A 23751-nucleotide genomic window follows, 5' to 3' on the forward strand; every position below is an offset into this window, starting at 1 on the left:
GACTCAGAGAAACGCAGAGAAAGGGGGAAGATCGTTAAGTGGTGACCAGTGATCGATTTGTTTGTTCTTACGAAAACAACCAGCCATTAACGAGCGGTTTCAGTATGAATACATGAAGGGGAATTCGCTATCTCCGCGCGTAGACCCTTGTGCCGTCAGGGCACGCCGACCCCCGCGGGAGCCCGCCTCGGCTGCTCGTAAGCTAGGCGCATGGAGAAGTGGACCCCCAAGCACGAGGCGCCCGAGCCCCTGGAGGGCCCCGTCGTCGCCACCATCACGGGCGGCACGATCCTCTGGTTCGTCCTCTTCCTGGTGCAGCTGCCGTTCTACGGCTGGTTCGACGACCGCGACGCCACCTGGTGGGTCTGGACCTGCCTGGCCGGAGCGGGCCTCGGCCTGATCGGCATCTGGTACGTGCGGGGCCGCGACGCGGCGATCAAGCGGGACGCGGCACGCAAGGCGGCCTCGGACTCCTCCGTCGGCGAGTAGTCCGTTCGTAGCGGAGCCGCCCGCGCGACCACGGGACTCCGGTACGACCACGGGACGGTCCGTCTCCTACCGTGGTCGGATCTTTGGGCCACTCAAGGGGTGAAGCCCCCGCCCCGCCCGTACCGTCGATGCCATGACGCATATCGACGCGGGCGCCGAGCTCGACCCGGTCCACCCGGTGGCACCGCCCACCGGACGCGCGACGGGTCTGAGTGCCGCCGAGGTCGCCGAGCGGGTCGCACGCGGCGAGGTCAACGACGTACCCATCCGCAGCTCCCGGTCCACCACCGAGATCATCCGGGCGAACGTCTTCACCCGCTTCAACGCGATCATCGGCGTGCTCTGGGTGATCATGCTCTTCGTCGCGCCGATCCAGGACTCCCTCTTCGGCTTCGTGATCATCGCCAACACGGGCATCGGCATCATCCAGGAGCTGCGCGCCAAGAAGACCCTGGACGGCCTCGCGGTCATCGGCGAGGCCAAACCGACCGTGCGGCGCGACGGCACGGCGTCCGAGATCTCCACCTCCGAGATCGTCCTCGGCGACCTGGTGGAGCTGGGTCCGGGCGACAAGATCGTCGTGGACGGCGAGGCGGTCGAGACCGAGAGCCTGGAGATCGACGAGTCGCTCCTGACCGGTGAGGCCGACCCCGTCATCAAGAAGCCCGGCGACAAGATGATGTCGGGCTCCTTCGTGGTCGCGGGCGGCGGCGCGTTCACCGCCACGAAGGTCGGCCGCGAGGCGTACGCGGCGCAGCTCGCCGAGGAGGCGAGCCGGTTCACGCTCGTCCACTCCGAGCTGCGCACCGGCATCTCCACGATCCTCAAGTACGTGACGTGGCTGATGGTCCCGACCTCGATCGGCCTCATCATCAGCCAGCTCGTCGTCAAGGACGACAACTTCAAGGAGTCCGTCGCCTACACCGTGGGCGGCATCGTCCCCATGATCCCGGAGGGGCTCGTGCTCCTCACGTCGGTCGCCTTCGCGATCGGCGTCATCCGGCTCGGCCGCAAGCAGTGCCTCGTGCAGGAACTCCCCGCGATCGAGGGCCTGGCCCGCGTCGACACGGTCTGCCTCGACAAGACCGGCACCCTCACCGAGGGCGGCATGGACGTCACCGAACTGCGCCCGCTGAACGGCACGGACGAGGCGTACGTACGGAAGGTCCTCGGCGCCCTGGGGGAATCCGACCCGCGGCCCAACGCCTCGCTCCAGGCGATCATCGACGCCTACCCCGACAGCGAGGAGTGGCGCTGCACGGAATCGCTGCCGTTCTCCTCGGCCCGCAAGTACAGCGGCGCCTCCTTCAGCGAGGGTGACGGCGACGACTCGACGTGGCTCCTCGGCGCGCCGGACGTGCTGCTGCCCGACGGCGACCCGTCCCTCGCCGAGATCGAGGACCTCAACCAACAGGGCCTGCGCGTACTGCTGCTCGCCCGCGCCGCCGGTGACCTGGACGACCCTGAGGTGGCCGCGGGGGCCCGCGCGACCGCCCTGGTCGTCCTGGAGCAGCGGCTGCGCCCGGACGCCGCCGACACCCTGCGGTACTTCGAGGAGCAGGACGTCAGCGCGAAGGTCATCTCGGGCGACAACGCGGTCTCCGTGGGCGCGGTCGCCGGGAAGCTGAGCCTGCCGGGCGCGGAGAACACCGTGGACGCCCGCAAACTCCCCACGGACCAGGGCGAGATGGCCGAGGCCCTGGACGCCAACTCCGTCTTCGGCCGGGTCACCCCGCAGCAGAAGCGGGACATGGTGGGCGCGCTCCAGTCACGCGGCCACACGGTCGCCATGACGGGCGACGGCGTGAACGACGTCCTGGCCCTCAAGGACGCCGACATCGGCGTCTCGATGGGCTCGGGCTCCGAGGCGACACGGGCGGTCGCGCAGATCGTGCTCCTGAACAACAGCTTCGCGACGCTGCCCTCGGTGGTCGCGGAGGGCCGCCGCGTCATCGGCAACATCACGCGGGTAGCGACGCTGTTCCTGGTGAAGACGGTCTACTCGGTGGTCATCGCCCTGCTGGTGGTCTGCTCCCAGGTGGAGTACTTGTTCCTGCCACGCCACCTCACCCTGCTCTCCACCCTGACGATCGGCGTCCCGGCCTTCTTCCTGGCCCTGGCGCCCAACAAGGAGCGGGCCAAGCCCCACTTCGTACGAAGGGTCATGCGGTACGCGATCCCGGGCGGGGTCGTCGCGGGCGTCGCCACCTTCTGCACGTACCTCCTCGCCCGGCACCACTATGCGGGCGCGGGAGCGCGGGAAGCCGAGACCAGCGCGGCCACGCTGGCGCTGTTCCTGATCGCCATGTGGGTCCTCGCGATCATCGCCCGCCCCTACACGTGGTGGCGGCTCGGCCTGATCGGCACGATGGGTCTCGGCTTCCTGCTGGTGCTCACCGTGCCGTGGCTCCAGGACTTCTTCCAGCTGAAGCTGGTCGGCACGACGATGCCGTGGGCGGCGGTCGCGATCGCGGCGGTGGCCTCACTGATCATCGAGGTCATCTTCCGCTGGGTCGGCCGCCGCTTTCCGGCGTGAGTTACCGCGTGTTTGCTAGTTGACGTCCACGAAGTCGCTGGTCGACGTCACGGCCGGGGTCGTGGACGTACCGGCGAAGACGTAACGGAAGTAGCCGTCCGCGGAGGCCTTCACGGTCGTCTTCAGGTTGCCCTTGGAGTCGGACGTGATGGTCTTCAGGGTGGAGTAGGAGGCCGCACCCTTCTTCTTGTACTGGAGCTTCACCGACTGCTTGGTGTAGCCCGCGTACTTCAAGGTGTCCCAGTTGGCGCGGGTGAGGGCGCCGGTGACCGTGAGGGTCTTGCCCTTCTTGACGGGCTCGGGGGAGGCGTTGGTGGTGAGGCGGGAGTTGCGCTGGACGTTGGCGTCCGAGCTCAGCGAGTCCTTGGAGATGGAGTCGCCGTCGTTGCCGGCCGCGGTCGCCCAGACCTTCCACTTGCCGGCAAGGACGTTGCTGTAGAGGTCGGTCTTCGGGTCGGCTATGACGCTGACCGTGCAGGTGGAGGTGGTCGCGTTCAGGACCTTGCAGTTGCCCTCGAGGTCGTCCGGGATGAGGGCGCCGTCGATGCCGTCCTCGCTCTCGAAGTCGGTGCCGTGCCACAGGAAGGCACTGCCGCCCGCGATGCCCTCGGGGTCGGTGGCGGTGACGGCGATGCTGAACTTCTTCTTCTCGGAGGTGCCGACCACGATGTCCTTGCCACCGTTGACGGTGACCTTCGTGATCTTCGTGTCGCCGTCGACCTCGTCGGCCGGGGCGTTGGCGGCGAAGGGCGCGAGCTTCGGGGCGTTCGGCTCGTCGGCCGCCTGAGCGGCGGGCACGACGAGAGCGGACAGAGCCAGGGTGCCGGTCAGTACGGCCACGGTGGCACGGATGCGCATGTGTTTCCCCAGGTGGGAAGGGGCTCCGCGGTGCGTGGGGGCTGTCACGCGGGGCCCGGTGATCAAGGAGTCTGTTGACTCGCAAGATCAGACCCACGACCTGCCCCTGTGGTTGTACAAGAAGTGAAGATTTAGTGACCGAGATCTGGACTACGGCCTTCCGCGAGCCCCAAAGGGGCGCGGGGAACGGCGCGACCAGCCCCCACACACCCGCGGAAGGCGACGAACCGGCGGTACCTAAGGGGCGCGGGGAACGGCGCGACGAGCCCCCACACACCCGCAGACGACGACGAACCGGCGGTTTCCAAGGGGCGCGGGGAACTGCGCGACCAGCCCCCACACACCCGCAGACGACGACGAACCGGCGGTTTCCAAGGGGCGCGGGGAACTGCGCGACCAGCCCCCACACACCCGCGGACAGCGAACCGCTCAGTCGAACCAGCGGTCCCGCTCAAGCTCATCCGTCCGCGAAGGATCCTCAAGCAACGCCGCCACCTCAAAGCGCCGCGGCCACTGCCCCGCCGCCCAGGCGAGCCCCGCGGCCACGCCCTCCAGCGTGGCGGCGTGGACCGTACCGTCCGGCACCCGCCGCCAGTCCAGCTCGACACCCCCCGCGACCAGCTCCTCGTGCTCGATGTACGTTCCCGGAGTCCCGGGCCCCAGCAGGAGACGTACCGACTCCGGCACCGGATGCTCCGCCCCCTCCCCCACAGGCTCCACCGCCGAGGTCTCACTCAGCCGACGCACCTGGAACAGCTCGGCCAAGTCACCCGCCCTGCGCGGCTCCACCGGCAGCAACGCCACACCCCCGGCCAGCGGCAACAGATCAGGCGCGTCGGCGACAACCGCGTCCGCCACGTCGACGACCACCACCTCACCGTCCACCACGGCCCGCACCTCGTCCGGCAACGTCACCTGCTCCGGGTCCAGATCCGCCAGAGCCCCGTACAACGCGTGCAACTGCGCCGCCGAAACGGTCCTCTCCGGGTCCGCGAGCCGTTCGAGCAGCTCGGCCGCGCCGCCCGGCTCCGCGAGGAGCGCGGCGACCGACGTACGGACGCCGAGCGCCCGCAGCACCTGCTCGTCGTCGAAGCCGGACGCGTCGGCCGCGTCGTAGAGCCCTTCGAGCAGCGGATCGCCGCCCGACGCCCGCAGACCGGCGGGACGCCGCCCGCCGAGCACGGGATTCCCGCGCAGCCACCACGCCGTGTACGAACGGACGCTCTCCGTCGTGCCGTCCGGCAGCAGGACCCGCAGCGGCTGCGTCAACGCGTCCCGCAGCGGCGGGCGCGACAGCATCGCCAGGGCCTGCGGCCAGCACTCCTCGTCGACCAGATCCAGATCCCGTACGGCGATGATCTCGGTGGCGACCGGCGGCACCGGCGTCTCCGGCAGCCGGTCGAGCGTGTCCTCGCACCACACGTCGACCGCGTCGAGCAGCCCCGCGTCGTCGGGCTCGGCGAAGTCACCCTCGCGCGGGTCGAGCTCATCGGGGTCGAGTACGACGTCCGTGGCGCGGACGAGCGCGAAGGTGGCCAGCACCCCGCACGCGGCGAGCGGCTGCTCGCCCCAGCGCTCGGCGAGCTCGGCGTCCACGGTCGCGAGTTCGTCCTCGCGCATGACCTGGGCGAAGGGGCTGCCGGGGAAGACGAGTTCACCGGCGGACGCGAGGTCGCCGTCCTCGTCGTCGGGGAGGGCGAGCGCCCCGAGCCAGGGCTCGTCGCCGGGCGCGAGGTTCGCGTCACGGACGAGCGCGAGCACGATGTCCGCGAGCTCGTCGGCGTCCGGCGCGTCCTCGTCCCACGTGTCGTCGTCGAGCGAGGCGGCGACGGCGGCGCGGACCTGCGGGGTCGTCAGGACGGCGCGGGGCGTGGCGGGCAGCGCGCCGAGCTTCTCCAGGAGAGGGTGCACGGCGTCGGGGTGCGCGACCTTCAGGCCGAGGCGGACGAGAGCGGCCGGGTCGCTGTCGTCGCCGATGACGGGCAGAAGGACCTGGCGCGGACCGATGGTGGTGCGGCCGTCGGCAAGGGGGACGGGAAGTCCGGTGAGCCGATCCGGGTCCACCCCAGCGAGGGTGTCGTACAGCCGGTGCCACCACTCCGGCTCCCGCTCAAGGCCCGCGAGGCGGTCGATCGCCTCGGTCAGCGGTACCCGGGCGACACCGAGAGTCCGCAGCTCGGCGCGCCGCTCGAGTCCCGCGGGAAGGAGGCTGGGCAGGACGTCGGCGAGGACGCGTACGGTGTCGGCGCCCGCGCCCTCCACGACCTCGGCGTCCCGCGGCCGCAGCGCGACGGGCACCTGCCACTCGGGTACGTCGGGGTCCTCCTGCGGTACGGCCTCCACCGCGGGCGGCAGGAAGGCGGTGCGGGGCAGCCGGTCGAGGATGGCCTGGCGCAGGGCGCCGTCGAGCTCGCTCTTGCCGAGCGGGCCGGGGACGAGGCTGATGATGCCTTCCCCGACGGGCCGCCATTCGGCGAGGAGTTCGGCGTACGCGTCGGCCGCCCGCTGCACGAGGAAGTCGGTGAGGGGCCCGGGCGCCGCGTGCCGCCGGGTCGTGTCCAGCGGGAACGAGGCGATGAGCAGCGCGGGCACTCCGAGCGGCTCGTCGCTCGGGGTCGGCGCGTGCAGGACGGGGGCGCTGCGGGGGGCCTGCGGGGCGCCTTCGCGGTCGGTGGGGACGGCCCAGGTGACGGACCAGTGGGGTCGCAGCCGCTCCTCGACGGGCCGGTCGGCGAGGAGGTCCTGCTCCAGGCCGCCCCGATGGCTGACGGTACGCCAGCGGGTGTCGCCGTCACGGGTGTCGGATACGTCCACGTAGCCGGGCTCGGCGGTGCGGCGGAGGGTGCGGGGGGTGTGGTCGCCGACCTGGACCACCACCTCCGCGAGCCCCGGGAGAGCAAGGAGGAGAGCGTCGTCGATATCGCCGAGCAGCCGCAGGACGAGGTCCTCGGCGGCGGCGTCCCGCAGGGGCAGGATGACGACGGTGTCGTACCCCTCCGGGGCGGACCCCTCGGCGGCGAAGGGCAGCCGCAGCAGGGGTACGTGGCCGTCGCGCCGACGGATCTCGTCCCCCAGGCCCGGGCTGAAGCGGGCGGTTTCGGCGGCGAGTTCGCGTGCCTCGCCCAGGGACCAGCGGACTCCGCCGGTACGTCCCACGACGGCGGGCTCGTCGGATACGGCGAGGACGGCGGCGAAGCCGACGCCGAACCGCCCGACGGCGCCGTTGTTCTGATCCTCGTTCTGCTCCTCCCGCTTGGCGGAGGCGCGGAGGGTGGAGAGGGATTCGACGCCGGTGGCGTCGAGGGGGGTGCCGTTGTTGGCGGCGGCGAGTACGCCGTCCCGGAGGGTGAGGGCGAGTCGTCCCGGGGCGCCGGCCCTGGCTGCGGCGTCGGCGGCGTTCTGGGCGAGTTCCACGATCAGGCGGTCGCGGTAGCCGCCGAGGGCGAGGTCTTCCTCGGCGTTCGCGTCCTCCCGGAAGCGGGCCGGGCTCGCCGCCCAGGCGTCGAGGACTCCCCGGCGGAGCCGTGCCGTGCCGAACGGGTCTGTGCCCTCGGCCGCCGGCCGCACGGTCTTGCTCACGGTGTCGTCTCCCTCGCTCGGTTCGCGGGGCGAACGGTATCGCGTCCTGCGGTTTCCCCAGGCCCTGGGCATCCCACTCCCCCTGGCCGAAGGCCTCTTCCCTCACCCACCCCAGCCGTGGCGCAAGGAGCCCCGCCCTGCAGCCCGGCGGCCTCCTCCCCGCGCTCCGCGCAGATCTCCCCCACCCACCCACCCGATTGCCCCGTGGTGTGCCGGGGGTGGCGTGGGAGGAATGTGCGTCTGCTGCTGCGGGCCGACACCACCCCACGCCGCGCTCCGCGCGGATCTCCCCACCCACCCACCCACCCGATTGCCCTGTGGTGCAGGGGTGCCGTAGTGGGGCAGAGGTGTCCTGAGCCTGCGGCTCGGCGCCACGACTCAATGCCGCGCTTCGCGCGGATGCTTCCCGCCCACCCACCCGATTGCCCGGCATCGAGGGCCCCTACGTGAAGGTTGGTGCTGCGGGGTGCACGGGCGGGTGGGCGGGGAAAATCCGCGCGCAGCGCGGGAAGGTGCCACCGGCCCGCAAATCGGGACTCCTCGCGCCATAAAGGGTTCCTGCGGGGTGCTCGGGTGGGTGGGTGGGGGAGATCCGCGCGTAGCGCGGAGAGGTGTCCACCGGCCCGCGAGTTGGGACTCCCCGCGTCGCCGAGGGTTCCTACGTGCAGGTTCGTGCTGCGGGGCAATCGGGTGGGTGGGTGGGAGATATCCGCGCGGAGCGCGGGCATGGAGTTGCGCCGGCCCGCAGGCGGACAGCAGACGCACATTTCTCCCACGCCACCCCGTGCGCACCACGGGGTATCGGGTGGGTGGGTGGGAAAAAATCGCGCGCAGCGCGGCATGCATGGGGTTGTGGCGAGCCGCAGACTCACGACGCCCCTGCCCCACCTACGCCGCCCCGTGCGCCGTGGGGTGATCGGGTGGGTGGGTGGGAGGCATCCGCGCGGAGCGCGGGCCTGGAAATGCGTCGGGGGTCCGCAGGCCGACAGCAGGCCCCCACCCCAATCTCAGCTGTGGCCCAAGTCCTCCGTAGCCCCCTCCAAGGGCACCGACCCCGAGTCGGGGGCCGGCCGCAGGGGCAGGACGTCCACGCGGGTCTCGTCGAGGACCGGCGCGGCCGGCCGCGACGGCGTAGGCATCACGGCCGCCTCCGAATGCCCCCCGCACCCGTACGCGAGCGACACCACATGCCCGTCCGCAGGACCGAACTCATTCGCGCACACCCCGAACGCCTGCCCGAGCGATCCGCCGATCGGGGCAAGGAAGCCGCAGCTGACGCAGGACGCGGGCGCCGCCTGCGCCATCGCCGTCTTCGCGCCGTGCGACTCCTCCCAGCGATCGGCCGCGGCATGCAGGCCGTACCGGGAAAGGACACGCGCCCGGCGCATGCCGAGCTCGTCCGCGAGCGCCGCGATGGAGCCACGTGCCGGCGCCGCCGGCAGCTCGGCGGGCGAGCCCGCCGTCACCTCCGCGTCCTCCGCGTCGGCAAGCTCCGCCATCTCCTCCGAGAACACGGAGTTCGGCGGCGGCTCCTCCTCGCCCGAGAAGCCGGGCTCCAGGCGCAGGTCCTCGGCGTCGGTCGGGAGGAGGTCGCCCGGGCCCATGTCGCCGGGGCGCAGCCGCTCGCTCCACGGCACCCACTCGGGTGCCAGCAAGGCGTCCGGCCCGGGAAGCAGCACCGTCTCGTCGAGCGTGACGACCTTGGCGCGCGAGGCGCGGGCCACCGTCACGGCCCAGCGCCAGCCCCGGTAGCCGAATTCCTTGCACTCGAACAGGTGCGTGACCACGCGGTCGCCCTCGACCACGACCTCGACGTGCTCACCGACCACACCGGGCGCGGCGGCCTCCTCGGCCGCGTCACGGGCCAGTCCCACCGCCTCGGCGCACAGGCGGTCGGGAGTACGCGGGGTACGCGGGGTACGGCTTCGCGTTGTCGCTGCGCTCACAGGTATCGCTTCTCCATTACGCCGTCTCACGAGTGCGCCACCCATACGCGGGGGTGCGGACGGAGCGGACCAAAGGGCCGCGTCGACGTCCGCGCCCGAACGTCCTCGGGCGCACCTACGTCATCCATTCTGCGGGATGACCGAGAGGCGCGCGGCCAAGAACAACCGCCGCAGGCGCGCTACGCACGCTACCTTCTCCTGGCCCCTGGGCCTACACCGGCGTGCGGCTGCCCTCCCCACCGAGCAGAGCGTTTCGCCGCTTCGCGGCGTTTCTCCCGCCCGCCCACCCGTACAGCGCGCCTTTAGGGGGCACTATGACGAGGTGGCAACCGCAAGGTCGTCGTCCCAGGGATACAGCGGACGAAGCTCGGTGCTGAACCGGGCCGCCCGCTGGGTCGGCCGCGCCCTGCACCTGCCCTTCACCGGCACGGCCCGCGGCATCCGCAAGGCCACGCACGCGCACGGCGCGGGCGAGTCGGGCCTCGGCAAGCTCATCGAACTGCACGCCGTGAACGGCGCGGGCGACGTCATGATCACCATCGCGCTCGCCTCAACGGTCTTCTTCTCCGTGCCCACGGACGAGGCCCGCGGCCGTGTCGCCCTCTATCTCGCCATCACCATGGCGCCCTTCACCCTCCTCGCCCCCGTCATCGGCCCGCTCCTGGACCGCCTCCCGCACGGCCGCCGGTACGCGATGGCCGCCGCGATGCTGGCCCGCGCCCTCCTCGCCCTGCTGCTGTCCGAGGCGGTGATCACGGGGAGCCTGGAGCTCTATCCGGCCGCGCTCGGCGTCCTGGTCGCCTCCAAGGCGTACGGGGTCGTGCGAAGTGCTGTGGTGCCACGGCTACTGCCCAAGGGTTTTTCCCTGGTCAAGGCCAATTCCAGGGTCACGCTGGGCGGGCTTCTCGCGACCGGTATCGCCGCTCCCATCGGCGCGGGGCTACAGGCACTCGGCCCACGCTGGCCCCTCTACGGCGCCTTCGTGATTTTCGTCGTCGGCATGCTCCTCTCCCTCTCCCTGCCGTCCAAGGTCGACTCGGCCAAGGGCGAGCACAAGGCGCTGCTCGCGGCCGACGAGGAACATCTGCATCTGCATGCGCGCGCCGAGGCCGCGTCGGACACGTCCAAGAAGCGGCGCCTGGGGCTGCGTACGGTCGGGCCCGGCGTCACGCACGCGCTCACCGCCAACGCGGCACTGCGGTGTCTGTCCGGCTTCCTCATCTTCTTCCTCGCCTTCCTGCTGCGCGAGGAACCGCTCGGCGGCCAGAGCGCCGCCGTGTCCCTGGGGATAGTGGGTGTCGCGGCCGGGGTCGGCAACGCGCTCGGCACCGCCGTCGGCGCCGGCCTCAGATCGCGGGCGCCCGAGGTCATCATCGTGACCGTCGTCGGCGTCGTCCTCGGCGTGGCCGTCACCGCGGCGGTGTTCTTCGGTGCGGTGGGCGTCGCCTGTCTCGGCGCGGTGGCGGGCTTCGCCCAGGCCATGTCGAAGCTCTCCCTGGACGCGCTGATCCAGCGGGACGTACCGGAAGAAGTGCGCACCTCCGCCTTCGCCCGCTCGGAGACCCTGCTCCAGGTCTCCTGGGTGGTGGGCGGCGGAATCGGCATGGCCCTGCCGCTGAACGGGTCACTGGGGTTCTCGGTGGCCGCCGCGATCGTCGCCGTCGGCTGGTTCTCGACGGTGCGCGGTCTGCTCTCGGCGGCCCGCCACGGCGGGAAGCGCCGCCCACGGGTGGCGTGAGCCCGCCACATCGACGGGTGCGGCACGCCGCGACCCCCACGTGGCGGGACGGCACGGGGCGCCCGATAGCCTTCGCCCATGACCTCCCTGCTCCGCGGCGGAGCCGCACTCGTTCACGGCTCGGCGCGTCGCCGCCGTTCCGTGGCCGCCATTGGCGCTGTCTCCGCCGGACTCCTCGTCCTGTCGGCCTGCGACAAGCCGACGCCGCTCGCCACCGTCACGGTCGGCAGCGACTCGGTGAACTCCGAGGCCTCCTGCTACAACGACGGCAAGGAGATCGCGGACTCCCAGCTCCGGGACTGCCTCAAGGACACGGACGTCGAGTCCATCAAGGTCGACCCCGACGAGAAGGTCCGCTTCGGCGTCGACCCCGAGGTCGCCGACAAGGGCTGGACGCTCCTGATGAACGGTCAGCCGCTCACCGAGGCCAGCAACAAGACCTACGTCGTCATCCCCGGCAGCGTCTTCTTCAACCAGCAGTACGGCGGCGGCAAGAACTCCACCACCGTCAGCCTGCTCGAAGGCGGCAAGGGCTCCACGGCCAAGGCGACCGGACTGTGGTCGTTCAAGCTCAAGAAGGACTCCTGACCCCTCCCTCGGCGTCCGCCCCGCACGTCCTGGTGGCCACCGCCGTCCCCGCCGAACGGGACGCGGTGGCCGGCCGGCTGCCCCCTCACATGGACGCCGTCGCCGTCGGTGTCGGCCCCGCGGCAGCCGCCGCGCGCACGGCGGTCGCCCTCGCGCGCGCCCCGTACGACCTGGTGATCTCCGCCGGGATCGGCGGCGGCTTCGCTCCTGACGCGCCGCTCGGCTCCCTCGTCCTCGCCGACGAGATCACCGCGGCCGATCTGGGTGCCGAGACGCCCGACGGCTTCCTGCCCGTCACCGAACTCGGGTTCGGTGCCGTCACCCACGCGCCGCCGCTGTCCCTCGTACGGGATCTTGCCGCCGCCTGCGGCGGTCTCACCGGCAGCGTCCTGACCGTCTCCACCGTGACCGGCTCCGCCGAGCGCGCCGCCGAGCTGCGCCGCCGCCACCCGCGGGCGCTCGCCGAGGCGATGGAGGGCTTCGGCGTCGCCGAGGCGGCCGCCGCGTACGCGCTGCCCGTCCTGGAGATACGCGCGATCTCCAATGCCGTCGGGCCACGGGACCGCGCGGCCTGGCGGATCGGCGAGGCGCTCGGCGCGCTGGGAGAGGCGTTCGGGAAATTCGCGCCCGTACTGGAGAGTTGGAAACGGCATGACTGAATCGCCCGCGCAGGACGCACACGACGCAAACACCACGGACACCGCTGAGACCGCTGAGACCGCTGAGACCGCGGACACCCTGCAGATCGCTTACTCGCCCTGTCCGAACGACACGTTCGTCTTCGATGCCTGGGCGCACGGCCGGGTGCCCGGCGCGCCCGCACTCGATGTCACCTTCGCCGACATCGACATCACCAACGGCATGGCCGAGCGCGGCGAGCTCGACATCCTGAAGGTGTCGTACGCCGTGCTGCCCTACGTCCTCGACGAGTACGCGCTGCTGCCCTGCGGCGGCGCCCTCGGGCGGGGCTGTGGGCCGCTGGTCCTGACCCGGGAGGCCGGGGTCGACCTCACCGGCAAGACCGTCGCGGTGCCGAGCGAGCGGTCGACGGCGTACCTGCTGTTCCGGCTCTGGGCCGCGGACACCCTGGCCGACGGCGTGGGTGAGATCGTCGTGCTGCCCTTCGACCAGATCATGCCCGCGGTGCGGGACGGCAAGGTCGACGCCGGGCTCGTCATCCACGAGGCGCGCTTCACGTATCAGAACTACGGGCTCAACTGCCTTGCCGACATGGGCGAGCACTGGGAGCGGACGACGGGGCTGCCCATCCCGCTGGGCGCGATCATCGCCAAGCGGTCGCTGGGCGCCGAGCGTCTGCGCCGGCTCGCGGACAGCGTCCGCACCTCGGTGCGGATGGCCTGGGACGACCCCGAGGCCTCACGCCCGTACGTGCAGGAGCACGCCCAGGAGATGGATCCGGCCGTCGCCGACCAGCACATCGGCCTGTACGTGAACGAGTTCACGGCCGATCTGGGCGAGAACGGTCACTCGGCGATCCGCGGACTCCTGACGCGCGCCGCGGCGGAGGGGCTCGTACCGCCCCTCGCGCCGGACGCGCTCACGTTCCCCTGACGCTGCGGCTGAGCCCGCTGCTGCGCCAGCTGCTGAGCCCGCTGCCTAGACGTCCAGCTGGTCCGCCACCGCACGCAGCAAGCCGGCGATCTTCGCGCCCGACGCCTTGTCGGGGTAGCGGCCCTTCTCCAGCATCGGCGTGATGTTCTCCAGGAGCGTCGTCAAGTCCTGGACGATGGACGCCAGTTCGTCCGGTTTGCGCCGCTGCGCGGCCGCGACGGACGGCGTCGGGTCGAGGATCGTCACCGACAGGGCCTGGTCACCGCGCTGACCGGCGACGACGCCGAACTCGACGCGCTGGCCGGGCTTGAGTGTGTCGACACCTGCGGGCAGTACGGAGGAGTGCACGAAGACGTCGCCGCCGTCATCGCGGGAGAGAAAGCCGAAGCCCTTCTCGCTGTTGAACCACTTGACCTTGCCGGTAGGCACCTGAAGTCCTCGTCCTCGTACTTTGTCGTCGAACGCGTCTATGCCGCGGAAAACGGCTCTGGATAGCACTACAGCGGGTCGCCCGACCCGCCAGCACCAAGACTATTGGTCCGGGGGCCGGTGACAAGACGTCCCCGGATTCTTCCTTCGCGCTGGGAACTACCCTGGTGGGGTGCGTGACAAAACCCAAGCGAATTCCGCCGGACCGGGCGATGGCCTGGTCCGTGCCGGAGCGATCGTCTTCTTCGTCGGAGCCCTGGCCACTCTGGTCACCGTGGCCCCACTGTTCCTCGGCACCGAACCCTTCCCGTCCATCGCGTACGCGGTGTGCATGCTGATGGGCGTCGGATTCCTCGTCGCCGTGGCGGGAGTGCTGCGCGGGATCGCCGTGCAGCGCCGACAGGCGAAATCCGCGACTACTTGACGGTTCCCGCGACGTAGGAGTCGAGCCAGGCCGGGAACCCCGTCAGGTCGCCGAGCACGATGTCCGCGCCCGCCGCGCGCAGTTCCGCTGCGTCGCACGGCCCGGTGGCCACCGCGACGGAGAGCGCGCCCGCCGTACGCGCGCCGCGTACATCACCGGTGTGGTCACCGACGTACACCGCCGCGTCGTGCTCGCGCAGCGCCTCCGCCTTCGCCTCGGCCCACAGCCAGCCGATCACCGCGTCGGCCTCGATGCCCAGGTGCGCCAGGTGGAGCTTCGCGTTCGGCTCGTGCTTGGCGGTCACCACGATCGCCCGGCCGCCGTGGGCGCGCACGGCCGCCACCGCCTCACGGGCGCCGGGCATCGCGAGCGAGGGGGCGATGGCGTATGTGGGATAGATCTCACGGTAGCGGTCGGCCATCGCCTCGATCTGCTCGGCCGGGAACCAGTTGCCCAGTTCCAGCTCCAGGGGCGGGCCGAGCCGGGTGACGGCGAGATCGGCGTCTATGTGTGTCCCGGTCTCGACGGACAGGGCATGGAAAGCCTTCCTGATGCCGGGGCGGGAGTCGATCAGGGTCATGTCGAGGTCGAAGCCGACCGTCAGAGCGCGTGAGGTCATGAAGCCATTGTGCAGAGGCCCGCGGGCCGGATGACCTGCGCCATGAGGGCCTTACGCTTAGCCGAGCCTTACCGAAGTTCCCCGCTCAGTCCCACCGACCCGAATCGAGCGCAGCCGATGCGTGTGCCAGCCCGACGCGCCGTCGCGATGACGGCAGCCGTCGTGGCCCTGCTGCTCGCGGTCCTGCTCAGCCTCTCCGTCGGCGCCCGCGCCATCGCGCCGTCCGCCGTGCTCGACGCCCTGCTGCACGGCGGGCACAGCGACGCCGCCGACGTCATCCGCGAGATGCGGGTGCCGCGCACGCTCATCGGCCTGATGGTCGGCGCCGCGCTCGCCCTGGCCGGCACGGTCCTTCAGGGCATCACCCGCAACCCCATCGCCGACCCCGGCATCCTCGGCGTCAGCCAGGGCGCCTCGGTGGGCGTGGTCATGGCGATCGCGTTCGCGGGCGTGCACACCCTGACCGGCTACGTCTGGTACGCCTTCGTCGGCGCGGGCATCGCGTCTGTCGCGGTGTACGCGATCGCCGCAAGCGGAAGGGGCGGGGCGACCCCGGTGAAGCTCGCGCTCGGCGGCGCCGCGATCAATGCTCTGTTGGTCTCCGTGACGACCGGGATCCTCACCACCAAGGCCTCGGCCCTCGACGAATTCCGCTTCTGGCAGGTGGGTTCGCTCTCCGGGCGCGACGCGGAGATCGTCGGGCAGATCTGGCCGTTCCTGCTTGTGGGACTCGTGCTCGTGCTGTCCGTCGCGCGGGGACTCGACGCGCTCGCCCTCGGGGAGGACGTGGCCAAGGGGCTCGGGCAGAAGGTCGCGACCGTACGGATCGTCGGGGGGCTCGGGGCGACCGTGCTCACCGGCGCGGGGGTCGCGGCGGCCGGGCCCATCGCGTTCATCGGGCTCGCCGTCCCGCACATCGCTCGCGCGATCGTGGGCAGTGGGCATCGCTGGGTGCTGCCCATGGCCGCTGTCCTCGGGCCCGTCATGCTGCTCGTCTCCGACACCGTGGGGCGGATCGTCTTTCCGCCGAGTGAGGTGCCTGCCGGGGTGATGACCGCGCTCATCGGGGTGCCGTTCCTGGTGACGCTGGTGCGTCGGAAGGCGGTTGCTGCGTGAAGACAACCCCCCGTTGTGGGCAGGCGTTCCGCACGGCGGAACGGGTGGGCACAACCCCTGATGCGGGCCGACCGATGATGCTGCGTCCAGCCGGGTATGCCGTACTGCGGCTCGGGAAAGCCACGTTCCTTCTGCACCGCAGGGCATCCGTGGCCGCCGTCGCCCTCGCCCTGCTCCTGGCTGCGAGCTGCCTCGCGTACCTCTGCGTCGGCGAGTCCTTCGTCGCGCCCGGCGAAGTCCTGAAGGTCCTGACGGGGCAGCCCTCCCCCGACGAACTGGTCGTGGGAACGCTGCGCGAACCCCGCATGGTCGTCGGCCTCCTCGTCGGCGCCGCCTTCGGAGTCGCCGGCGGGCTCATCCAGACCGTCGCCCGCAACCCCCTCGCCAGCCCCGACATCATCGGCATCAGCCAGGGCGCGAGCGCCCTCACGGTGGGCGCGATGACCTTCGGGGTCACGTCGGCCACCGTGCTGCCCTACCTCTCGGTGCTCGGCGGTGTCGCGGCGGCCGCCCTCGTGTACGTCTTCGCCTGGCGCGGCGGCCTGCACGCCACCCGCTTCGTGCTCATCGGCATCGGCTTCGCGATCGCCCTGCGCTCCGTCACCACGCTCTTCATGACCAAGGGCGACTATCTCGTCGCCCAGCAGGCGCAGATCTGGATGACGGGCTCCCTCAACGGCCGCGGCTGGACGGAGGCGTCGCCCCTCGCCCTGACCCTGCTCGTCCTGCTCCCGTTCGTCTTCTGGGCCGCCCGCGCCCAGCGCTCGGTGACCATGGACGACGACACGGCGACGGCGCTCGGGGTGCGCCTGGGACACGTACGCCTCGGGCTCGTGCTGCTCGGCGTGGTCCTCGCCTCCGTGGCGACCGGCGCCGCCGGGCCCGTCGACTTCGTGGCACTCCTCGCCCCGCAGATCGCCCGCCGCCTCACCCGCACCGCGCAGATCCCGCTGCTCTGCTCGGCACTGACCGGCGCGCTGATCGTGGTCCTCGCCGACCTGCTCGCCCGGCGGCTCTTCTCGCCCACCGAGCTGCCGGTCGGCGTGCTCACGGCAGCCGTCGGAGCCCCGTACCTGATCTGGCTGATCGTGAGAAACCACAGCGCCCGCAGCCGCTCCGTCCGCACTGGAGGCACCTCGTGACCGCCCCCGCCGCCCGCCTCAGCGCCCGCGAGCTGACCCTCGCCTACGAGGACCGCGAAGTCGTGCACCAGCTCGAACTCGCGGTGCCCGACGGCAAGGTCACGGTCATCGTCGGCCCCAACGCGTGCGGCAAGTCGACCACCCTGCGCGCACTCGGCCGCCTCCTCAAGCCCCGCGGCGGCGCGGTCCTGCTCGACGGCGAGGCGCTCGCCAAGCTGCCGACCAAGAAGATCGCCCAGCAGATCGGGCTGCTCCCGCAGACGCCCGTCGCGCCCGAGGCGATCACCGTCGCCGATCTCGTCGCACGCGGACGCCAGCCGCACCAGCACTGGTGGCAGCAGTGGTCCGACGAGGACGAGCGGGCCGTGACCGAGGCGATGGCACGTACCGACGTCGCCGCGCTCGCCGAGCGGTCCGTCGACGAACTCTCGGGCGGTCAGCGCCAGCGGGTGTGGATCGCCATGGCCATCGCGCAGGAGACGGACATCCTGCTCCTGGACGAGCCGACGACGTATCTCGACATCGCGCACCAGGTGGAAGTGCTCGACCTGGTCCGTCAGTTGGCCGCCGACACGCCGGAGGGCGACCGCGGCCGGACCGTGGTCGTCGTGCTGCACGACCTCAACCAGGCCGCCCGCTACGCCGATCACCTCGTCGCCATGAAGCAGGGCCGCATCGTCGCCGAGGGCGCGCCCTCCGACGTCGTCACCGAGGATCTCGTGCGCGAGGTGTTCGGTCTGGACTGCGTGGTGGTACCGGATCCCGTGACGGGGTCGCCCCTGGTCGTCCCCGGGGCCCCGTGGGCCGCCGACGCGCACCCGCACCCCTCGTCCGACCGAAAGGTGGCTCCCGGACCATGACCGCCAAGCCCCGCTCACCGCATCGCTCCCCGCGCCGGTCACCGCACCGCTGCCGCGCCCTCGCCGCCGGGGCGCTCGCCCTCGGCGGCGCCCTCGCGCTCTCCGCCTGTGGGTCGTCGGACTCCGGCAAGGAGGACGACCGTTCCGGCGGGACGCACGTCGTCAAGACCGCCATGGGTGACGTGAAGGTCCCCGTCGCCCCGAAGCGTGTCGTCGTCCTCGACACGGCCGAGCTGGACTCCGCGATCACGCTGGGCGTGAAGCCGGTCGGCTCCACGCACGTCGAGGCGTCCACGGGCTTCCCGGGCTACCTGCCCAAGGACAAGGTCAGCGGCATCAAGGACGTCGGCGAGATGCTGAACCCGAACATGGAGGCCATCGCGGCCCTCGACCCGGACGTCATCCTCACCAGCAAGATCCGGCACGCGGCGAAGTACGAGCAGCTCAAGCAGATCGCGCCGACCGTGATGACGGAGAACACCGGCTACCCCTGGAAGAAGAACTTCCAGCTGCACGCCGCCGCGCTGGGCAAGAAGGCCGAGGCGAAGAGGGTCGTCGCCGCCTACGACGCGCATGCCGGGAAGGTCACCACCGCCGTCGGCGGTCCGGCGAAGGCCAAGGCGACGGAGGTCAACGTCGTGCGCTTCGTGGAGGGCGCCGACATCCGCATCTATGGCGAGCAGACGTACGTCGCCACGCTCCTCAAGGACGTGGGTCTGGGCCGCCCGGCCATCGCCGCCAAGGCCAAGGACGGCTTCTCGTACGACGTGTCGCCCGAGAAGATCGACCTCGCCGACGCGGACGTCATCTTCCGTTCCACGTACGGCGATCCGAAGAAGTCCAAGCAGACGCAGACCGTCGGCAGCGGCCTGTGGAAGAACATGGACGCGGTGCGGCAGGGCAACGTCCACACCGTCGACGACGAGCTGTGGATCCAGGGCATCGGCTACACGGCGGCGGACAAGATCCTGGACGAGATGCAGGCGGCTCTGACGAAGGAATGACGGCCGAGGGAATGACGAACGAGGCGGCGCACTCCGACGTGGTGTCGGTGTGCGCCGCCTCGAGGGTGTACGGGCCGCGGTGTCATGGCGGTCACTTGGGGTCGTCGTTGAACCTCGCGGTCGCCCAGAAGTAGCCGAGCAAGGTCAGTCCCAGGCACCAGCCGACGGCGAGCCAGCCGTTGTGGCCGATCTCGGTGCCGAGCAGCAGGCCGCGCAGGGTCTCGATGGCCGGGGTGAAGGGCTGGTACTCGGCGATCGGCCGGAACCAGCCCGGCATCGAGTCGACCGGGATGAACGCGCTGGACAGGAGCGGCAGCAGGATCATCGGCATCGCGTTGTTGCCGGCGGCCTCGGCGTTCGGGCTGATCAGGCCCATGCCGACCGCGACCCAGGTGAGGGCCAGCGAGAAGAGGACGAGCAGCCCGACGGCGGCCAGCCACTCAAGGACGGTGGCGTCGGTGGAGCGGAACCCGATGGCCACCCCGACGGTGCCGACGAGGACGACGCTCATGACGGTCTGGATCACGCTGCCGACGACGTGTCCGACGAGCACCGAGCCGCGGTGGATGGCCATGGTGCGGAAGCGGGCGATGATGCCCTCGGTCATGTCGTTCGAGACGGAGACCGCCGTGCCGATCACGGTGCTGCCGATGGTCATCAGCAGGATGCCGGGGACGATGTAGGCGATGTAGTCGGAGCGGTCCGTGCCGCCGATGCCCGTGCTCATCACGTCTCCGAATATGTAGACGAAGAGCAGGAGCAGCATGACCGGCGTGAGCAGCAGGTTCAGGGTGAGCGAGGGGTAGCGCCGGGCGTGCAGGAGGTTGCGCCGCAGCATCGTGGAGGAGTCGCGGACGGCGAGGGAGAGGGAGCTCATCGGACGTTCTCCTTGGGCTGGTTGGGCTGGCTGGACTGGCTGGGGATGGCGTCGGTGCCGGTGAGGGCGAAGAAGACGTCGTCGAGGTCGGGGGTGTGCACGGTCAGTTCGTCGGCCTCGATGCCCGCGGAATCCAGCCGGCCGAGGACGGCGCGCAGGTCGCGCTGGCTGCCGTCGCTGGGGAGTTGAAGGGTCAGGGCCTCGTCGTCGCCGGTTACGTCGTGCAGGGCGAGGGCGGCTTCCTTGTAGGCGTCGGGGTCGGTGAAGCGCAGGCGTACGTGGCCGCCGGGGATGAGTCGTTTGAGTTCTTCGGCGGTGCCTTCGGCGGCGATCTTGCCGTTGTTCAGCACGGCGATGCGGTCGGCGAGTTCGTCGGCCTCTTCGAGGTACTGCGTGGTGAGGAAGACGGTGACGCCGCCCGTGACGAGTTCGCGGATGATCTGCCACATGTTGTGGCGGGAGCGCGGGTCGAGTCCGGTGGTGGGTTCGTCGAGGAAGATGATGCGCGGGTCACCGACCAGGGTCATGGCGATGTCCAGGCGGCGTTTCATGCCGCCGGAGTAGGTGGAGGCGGGCTTCTTGGCGGCCTCGGTGAGGTCGAAGCGGGCGAGGAGTTCGGCGGCGACCCGGCGTCCCTCGCGCTTGGAGAGGTGGTGCAGGTCGGCCATGAGGAGCATGTTCTCCTCGCCGGTGATCAGGCCGTCGACCGCGGAGAACTGCCCCGTCACGCCGATCGTGGCACGTACGGCCTGGGGTGCGGCGGCCAGGTCGTGGCCGCCGACGCGCAGGTCACCGGCGTCGGCGGTGACGAGGGTGGAGAGGATCTTCACGGCGGTGGTCTTGCCGGCGCCGTTCGGGCCGAGGAGGGAGAACACCGTTCCTTCCGGAACGGCCAGGTCGATGCCGTCGAGCACGGTCTTGTCGCCGTAGGACTTGCGCAGCCCGTTCGCGGCGATGGCCAGGTTGGTCATGAGGAGCGCTCCTAAAGGGCTGCGGGTGGGGCGGGTGGCTGTCGGGGTTTGTCAGATGCTGGGTCGTCAGATGCTGCGTCGTCAGATGCTGCGGGCCGTGATGTCGCCGTAGGCGGTGGTCGCGTGGATGTTCAGGCCCGCGGCGGCGCCTTCGGCGTTCTGGAGCGTGTTGTGGATGCGGCCGTAGGAGGTGCCGGCGTCCAGGGAGGCGGAGACCCCGCGGGCCGCGCCGACCGAGATCGCGCCGGACTCGGTGCGCAGGGTGACCGTGCCGTGCACGGCCTCGGTGACGGTCAGGTCGCCCTTCTGCGTGCTGATCTCCGCGGGCCCGCCGAGGCGGCCGACCGAGATGTCGCCGGCCTGCAGGGCGAGGCGGGCGCTCGCGGTCTCGTCGAGCTTGACCGTGCCCTGCGCGCCCTCGAAGACGACGTCACCGAGCCGTCCCACTCCGCGGAGGTCGGCGGCGGCCGTCTTCGCCTCGACGTGGGAGCCGGCGGGCAGCTGGACGGTCACCTCCACCGATCCGGAGCCGTTGCCGAGGACCCCGTGCTTGGCCGGAGCGGCCGCGATGCGCAGGACACCGTCGGCGTACTCGACCGTGGTCTGCTCGGCCGCCGTCACGTCGCGGCCCTTCGAGGCGCTCGCGGGCCGGACCTCGACCGCGGTGTCGGTCCGGTCGGCGGCGATGAGGCGGATGTGGCCGGCGGGGATGTCGATGACGGCGGAGACCGGGGTGGGGGTGTCGAAGTTCTGCATGGTGTGTTCCTTCGGGTCGTTGTTCGGGGTGGCGCTCGGGGTGTTGCTCGGGGTGTTGCTCTCGTCGTCGTTTCCGACATGGGAAAAGCTACGTTGCGTTCACGCTCCTGGCAACGCACTTGTTGCATCTGAGTTTGATAAATGCAGGTCAGAGCAGCTATTTCGTTGCAACAAGTCAGAAGGTAATGCAACGGCGGCGGCGAGCTCGTTGCAATGGACTGGAAGTGAACGCTATGGTGAGGGCATTCGACGGGTACGAAGGAGATCGCGATGCCGGGCGGCAGACTCACTCAGCAGGAACGTCAGCAGATCGCGCTGGGACTGGCCGAAGGCCTCGCCTACGCGGAGATCGCCAGAAGCCTCGACCGGCCGACGTCGACGATCACGCGCGAGGTGATGCGCAACGGCGGCCCCACCGCCTACCGCGCCGACCTGGCCCACCGAGCGACCGAACGCCGCACCCAGCGGCGCAGGCAGGCGGCGCCCCGCGAGCCGGAAGCCGCCCCGCAGGCACACGGGCGTGACGCCGAGGCCGTACGGGAGTACGAGGAGACGCTGACCACGGTCTTCATGCAGTCGGGGATGCCCAAGATGATGGCCCGGGTCCATGCCTGCCTCTGCACCACCGACTCGGGCAGCCTCACCGCGGCCGAACTCGTCCAGCGGCTCCAGGTCAGCCCGGCGTCCGTCTCCAAGGCCATCACGTACCTGGACGGGCAGGGACTCATCCGCCGGGAACGCGACGAACGCCGCCGCGAGCGGTATGTCGTGGACGACGACATCTGGTACCAGTCGATGATGGCGAGCGCCCGCTCCACCGCCCACGTCGTCGAGACGGCGCGGCAGGGCGTCGGCGTCCTCGGCCCCGGCACCCCGGCGGCCACCCGCCTCGAAAACATCGCCCGCTTCCTCGACTTCGTCAGCGAGAGCATCGCCCGCGCGGCGGACCAGGCACGCGAGGTGCTGCATGCGAAGCCGGAGGCGGGTTCGGACGACCGCGGCTGACCGCGGCCGCGGGCCCACGGCCTTCGGCGCTGCCTACGGCCGTCGGCGCTGGGATCTCCACAGCAGGTAGAGCGCGGAGGCGATGGCGGCGCCGCGTACGACCCATGGCCAGGTCTCGGCCATCGCGTCGCTCATGTGACCCTCGCGGATGGGATCGCCCCAGCGGCCCTCGCTCCTGCCCCACAGCCAGGTGATCCCGGCGGCCACGGAGAGACCCGGCAGCCCGAGTGCGGCCCACTTCGCCTCGGCGCGGCTGAGCCTGCGCGAGGCGTAGGCGAGGAGCCAGCCGCCGCCCAGGGCAAGCCAGTTGCCGAGGATGGCGCCCACGGTGAGGAGGGCCGCCGCGAGCAGGAGCAGCGGGTTGGTGAAGCGGGGGCCGGCGGGGGCGACGGCCGCGGTGACGGGCCGGCGGATACGGAGGCGGCGGCGGGGGGCGCGGGCGGTGTCGTCCGCTTCCTCCCACTCCTCCTCTTCGCCCTCTTCCTCGTCCTCGTCGTCGGCCTCGCGCTTGTCCTCTTCGGGGCGCTTCTTCGGCGGGGGCTTGAGGATCTCCGGGATCTCCACGCCGCCGGTGAAGCCCGGGACGCTGTCGGCGAGGCCGAAGGGGCTGCTGTCCACCCGCCACCAGTCGGGCTCCGAGCCGGGGGCGCCGAGTTCGTCCGTGCTCGCGAGGTGCGGCGGGGACGGCAGGTCGTCCTGCGGCGGCTCCGGTTCCTCCGCGGCGGGGCGGGGGCGGGGGCGCGGGCGCGGGACGACGCCGCGCAGGCGCTTGGGGCGTTCCTTCGGCTGTCCGGTGCGCTGGGTGGGGACGGCGGGGCGGGGGGTGCGGGGCGTGCGGGCTTCGCGGGGTGTGCGGGACTTGGGCAGGTCGCGGTCGTCGGCGTCTACGGCGTCGGTGGCGGTCGGGCCTCTGCCGCCTGAGCCCGCGGCTTCGACCAGTTCCTCGGGGGAGCCGAGGCGGTCCAGGATGCGGCGTATCGCGGCCGGGTTGTCGGCGGTCGCCTTCGCTCTGCTGCGGTCGATCTCGTTCCGCAGATCCGATACGAGGCGCATGCGGGCGGCGGACGGCAGCTGGTGCTGCTGGGCCAGGTCGCCGACGCGGCTCAGATAGTCGAAGACGAGCTGATCGCTCTCGATCCCCACGAAGTTCCCTCCGGGGCGGTGCCGTTGGCCCGCCCTTTGTGCCCGGTAGGACGACCGTACCTTCTTCTGGCGTGGGCGCCTGTGTGTCCTCCCTCCTTG

The 23751-nt window shown here is 71.2% G+C and carries 21 protein-coding genes; 12 read left to right on the forward strand and 9 right to left on the reverse strand.

What is annotated here, in order from left to right:
- The first annotated feature begins 210 nt into the window (after positions 1 to 210).
- Together AB0I66_RS34340 and AB0I66_RS34345 are read left to right on the forward strand one after the other, a co-directional pair.
- On the forward strand, positions 211 to 489 hold the full coding sequence (locus AB0I66_RS34340) for a DUF2530 domain-containing protein (RefSeq protein WP_363211912.1): 279 nt from the start codon (positions 211 to 213) through the stop codon (positions 487 to 489).
- Between the two features lie 133 nt (positions 490 to 622).
- Positions 623 to 3025 carry a cation-translocating P-type ATPase gene (locus tag AB0I66_RS34345; RefSeq protein WP_363211913.1) on the forward strand — a complete coding sequence of 801 codons (2403 nt, stop codon included), beginning with the start codon at positions 623 to 625 and terminating at the stop codon, positions 3023 to 3025.
- Between the two features lie 15 nt (positions 3026 to 3040).
- On the opposite strand, the gene AB0I66_RS34350 is transcribed toward AB0I66_RS34345, so the two are convergent.
- The 3 genes from AB0I66_RS34350 to AB0I66_RS34360 form a co-directional block, all read right to left on the reverse strand.
- Complete coding sequence (locus AB0I66_RS34350; protein WP_363211914.1) at positions 3041 to 3883, reverse strand: calcium-binding protein; 843 nt, start codon at positions 3881 to 3883, stop codon at positions 3041 to 3043.
- 429 nt (positions 3884 to 4312) lie between these two features.
- On the reverse strand, positions 4313 to 7462 hold the full coding sequence (locus AB0I66_RS34355; protein WP_363211915.1) for a molecular chaperone Hsp90: 3150 nt from the start codon (positions 7460 to 7462) through the stop codon (positions 4313 to 4315).
- 1007 nt (positions 7463 to 8469) lie between these two features.
- Positions 8470 to 9408, reverse strand: a complete 939-nt coding sequence (locus AB0I66_RS34360; protein ID WP_363211916.1) for a DUF3027 domain-containing protein — start codon at positions 9406 to 9408, stop codon at positions 8470 to 8472.
- A 373-nt stretch (positions 9409 to 9781) separates the two neighbouring features.
- Between AB0I66_RS34360 and AB0I66_RS34365 the strand changes: the two genes are divergently transcribed.
- The 4 genes from AB0I66_RS34365 to AB0I66_RS34380 all read left to right on the forward strand — a co-directional run bounded on the left by AB0I66_RS34365 (position 9782) and on the right by AB0I66_RS34380 (position 13306).
- Positions 9782 to 11146, forward strand: coding sequence for an MFS transporter (locus AB0I66_RS34365; RefSeq protein ID WP_363211982.1), 1365 nt, complete (start codon positions 9782 to 9784; stop codon positions 11144 to 11146).
- A gap of 78 nt (positions 11147 to 11224) precedes the next feature.
- Positions 11225 to 11734, forward strand: a complete 510-nt coding sequence (locus AB0I66_RS34370; protein WP_363211917.1) for a DUF2771 domain-containing protein — start codon at positions 11225 to 11227, stop codon at positions 11732 to 11734.
- Positions 11704 to 12393: a futalosine hydrolase gene (locus AB0I66_RS34375; RefSeq protein ID WP_363211918.1), complete on the forward strand. Its 690-nt coding sequence runs from the start codon at positions 11704 to 11706 to the stop codon at positions 12391 to 12393. The genes AB0I66_RS34370 and AB0I66_RS34375 overlap by 31 nt, the downstream gene beginning before the upstream one ends.
- A complete protein-coding gene (locus tag AB0I66_RS34380; RefSeq protein WP_363211919.1) occupies positions 12386 to 13306 on the forward strand; it encodes a 1,4-dihydroxy-6-naphthoate synthase in 921 nt (306 codons plus the stop codon). The genes AB0I66_RS34375 and AB0I66_RS34380 overlap by 8 nt, the downstream gene beginning before the upstream one ends.
- 45 nt (positions 13307 to 13351) lie before the next feature.
- Here the strand turns inward: AB0I66_RS34380 and AB0I66_RS34385 are convergent, their stop codons facing one another.
- Positions 13352 to 13735, reverse strand: coding sequence for a cold-shock protein (locus AB0I66_RS34385; RefSeq protein WP_055701393.1), 384 nt, complete (start codon positions 13733 to 13735; stop codon positions 13352 to 13354).
- A 172-nt stretch (positions 13736 to 13907) separates the two neighbouring features.
- Between AB0I66_RS34385 and AB0I66_RS34390 the strand changes: the two genes are divergently transcribed.
- Entirely contained in the window at positions 13908 to 14159 is a 252-nt protein-coding gene (locus AB0I66_RS34390; RefSeq protein ID WP_363211920.1) for a hypothetical protein, read from the forward strand.
- On the opposite strand, the gene AB0I66_RS34395 is transcribed toward AB0I66_RS34390, so the two are convergent.
- The gene (locus AB0I66_RS34395) at positions 14152 to 14778 is read right to left on the reverse strand and encodes a haloacid dehalogenase-like hydrolase (RefSeq protein WP_363211921.1); all 627 of its coding nucleotides are present in this window, start codon (positions 14776 to 14778) and stop codon (positions 14152 to 14154) included. The two genes, AB0I66_RS34390 and AB0I66_RS34395, sit on opposite strands and share 8 nt — an antisense overlap.
- A gap of 117 nt (positions 14779 to 14895) precedes the next feature.
- Between AB0I66_RS34395 and AB0I66_RS34400 the strand changes: the two genes are divergently transcribed.
- The 4 genes from AB0I66_RS34400 (at position 14896) to AB0I66_RS34415 (ending at position 18900) form a co-directional block, all read left to right on the forward strand.
- The gene (locus AB0I66_RS34400) at positions 14896 to 15894 is read left to right on the forward strand and encodes an iron ABC transporter permease (protein ID WP_363211922.1); all 999 of its coding nucleotides are present in this window, start codon (positions 14896 to 14898) and stop codon (positions 15892 to 15894) included.
- Positions 15895 to 15968: 74 nt separating this feature from the next.
- Positions 15969 to 17036 (forward strand): iron chelate uptake ABC transporter family permease subunit, encoded by a 1068-nt coding sequence (locus AB0I66_RS34405; protein ID WP_363211923.1) that lies wholly within the window; start codon positions 15969 to 15971, stop codon positions 17034 to 17036.
- The gene (locus AB0I66_RS34410) at positions 17033 to 17896 is read left to right on the forward strand and encodes an ABC transporter ATP-binding protein (RefSeq protein WP_363211924.1); all 864 of its coding nucleotides are present in this window, start codon (positions 17033 to 17035) and stop codon (positions 17894 to 17896) included. Before AB0I66_RS34405 ends, AB0I66_RS34410 begins: the two co-directional genes overlap by 4 nt.
- Positions 17893 to 18900, forward strand: coding sequence for an iron-siderophore ABC transporter substrate-binding protein (locus tag AB0I66_RS34415; RefSeq protein WP_363211925.1), 1008 nt, complete (start codon positions 17893 to 17895; stop codon positions 18898 to 18900). The genes AB0I66_RS34410 and AB0I66_RS34415 overlap by 4 nt, the downstream gene beginning before the upstream one ends.
- 91 nt (positions 18901 to 18991) lie before the next feature.
- Here AB0I66_RS34415 and AB0I66_RS34420 read toward each other — a convergent pair whose 3' ends face one another.
- The 3 genes from AB0I66_RS34420 to AB0I66_RS34430 form a co-directional block, all read right to left on the reverse strand.
- Entirely contained in the window at positions 18992 to 19777 is a 786-nt protein-coding gene (locus AB0I66_RS34420) for an ABC transporter permease (RefSeq protein ID WP_363211926.1), read from the reverse strand.
- Positions 19774 to 20748, reverse strand: coding sequence for an ATP-binding cassette domain-containing protein (locus AB0I66_RS34425; RefSeq protein WP_363211927.1), 975 nt, complete (start codon positions 20746 to 20748; stop codon positions 19774 to 19776). The genes AB0I66_RS34420 and AB0I66_RS34425 overlap by 4 nt, the downstream gene beginning before the upstream one ends.
- Positions 20749 to 20829: 81 nt before the next feature.
- Positions 20830 to 21504, reverse strand: a complete 675-nt coding sequence (locus AB0I66_RS34430; protein WP_363211928.1) for a DUF4097 family beta strand repeat-containing protein — start codon at positions 21502 to 21504, stop codon at positions 20830 to 20832.
- A 270-nt stretch (positions 21505 to 21774) separates the two neighbouring features.
- Here AB0I66_RS34430 and AB0I66_RS34435 point away from each other — a divergent pair, with 270 nt between their 5' ends.
- Positions 21775 to 22509, forward strand: a complete 735-nt coding sequence (locus AB0I66_RS34435) for a helix-turn-helix domain-containing protein (protein ID WP_363211929.1) — start codon at positions 21775 to 21777, stop codon at positions 22507 to 22509.
- 33 nt (positions 22510 to 22542) lie between these two features.
- On the opposite strand, the gene AB0I66_RS34440 is transcribed toward AB0I66_RS34435, so the two are convergent.
- Complete coding sequence (locus tag AB0I66_RS34440) at positions 22543 to 23652, reverse strand: hypothetical protein (protein WP_363211930.1); 1110 nt, start codon at positions 23650 to 23652, stop codon at positions 22543 to 22545.
- Between the last annotated feature and the right edge of the window lie 99 nt (positions 23653 to 23751).

Source organism: Streptomyces sp. NPDC050439 (assembly GCF_040655335.1).
In the GTDB taxonomy this organism is placed as follows: Bacteria; Actinomycetota; Actinomycetes; order Streptomycetales; family Streptomycetaceae; genus Streptomyces.

Coding starts and splice junctions, on each gene's coding strand:
- AB0I66_RS34340 (WP_363211912.1), top strand. CDS start 211: ATGGAGAAGTGGACCCCCAAGCACGAGGCGCCCGAGCCCCTGGAGGGC.
- AB0I66_RS34345 (WP_363211913.1), top strand. CDS start 623: ATGACGCATATCGACGCGGGCGCCGAGCTCGACCCGGTCCACCCGGTG.
- AB0I66_RS34350 (WP_363211914.1), bottom strand. CDS start 3,883: ATGCGCATCCGTGCCACCGTGGCCGTACTGACCGGCACCCTGGCTCTG.
- AB0I66_RS34370 (WP_363211917.1), top strand. CDS start 11,225: ATGACCTCCCTGCTCCGCGGCGGAGCCGCACTCGTTCACGGCTCGGCG.
- AB0I66_RS34380 (WP_363211919.1), top strand. CDS start 12,386: ATGACTGAATCGCCCGCGCAGGACGCACACGACGCAAACACCACGGAC.
- AB0I66_RS34395 (WP_363211921.1), bottom strand. CDS start 14,778: ATGACCTCACGCGCTCTGACGGTCGGCTTCGACCTCGACATGACCCTG.
- AB0I66_RS34400 (WP_363211922.1), top strand. CDS start 14,896: ATGCGTGTGCCAGCCCGACGCGCCGTCGCGATGACGGCAGCCGTCGTG.
- AB0I66_RS34405 (WP_363211923.1), top strand. CDS start 15,969: ATGATGCTGCGTCCAGCCGGGTATGCCGTACTGCGGCTCGGGAAAGCC.
- AB0I66_RS34415 (WP_363211925.1), top strand. CDS start 17,893: ATGACCGCCAAGCCCCGCTCACCGCATCGCTCCCCGCGCCGGTCACCG.
- AB0I66_RS34420 (WP_363211926.1), bottom strand. CDS start 19,777: ATGAGCTCCCTCTCCCTCGCCGTCCGCGACTCCTCCACGATGCTGCGG.
- AB0I66_RS34425 (WP_363211927.1), bottom strand. CDS start 20,748: ATGACCAACCTGGCCATCGCCGCGAACGGGCTGCGCAAGTCCTACGGC.
- AB0I66_RS34430 (WP_363211928.1), bottom strand. CDS start 21,504: ATGCAGAACTTCGACACCCCCACCCCGGTCTCCGCCGTCATCGACATC.
- AB0I66_RS34435 (WP_363211929.1), top strand. CDS start 21,775: ATGCCGGGCGGCAGACTCACTCAGCAGGAACGTCAGCAGATCGCGCTG.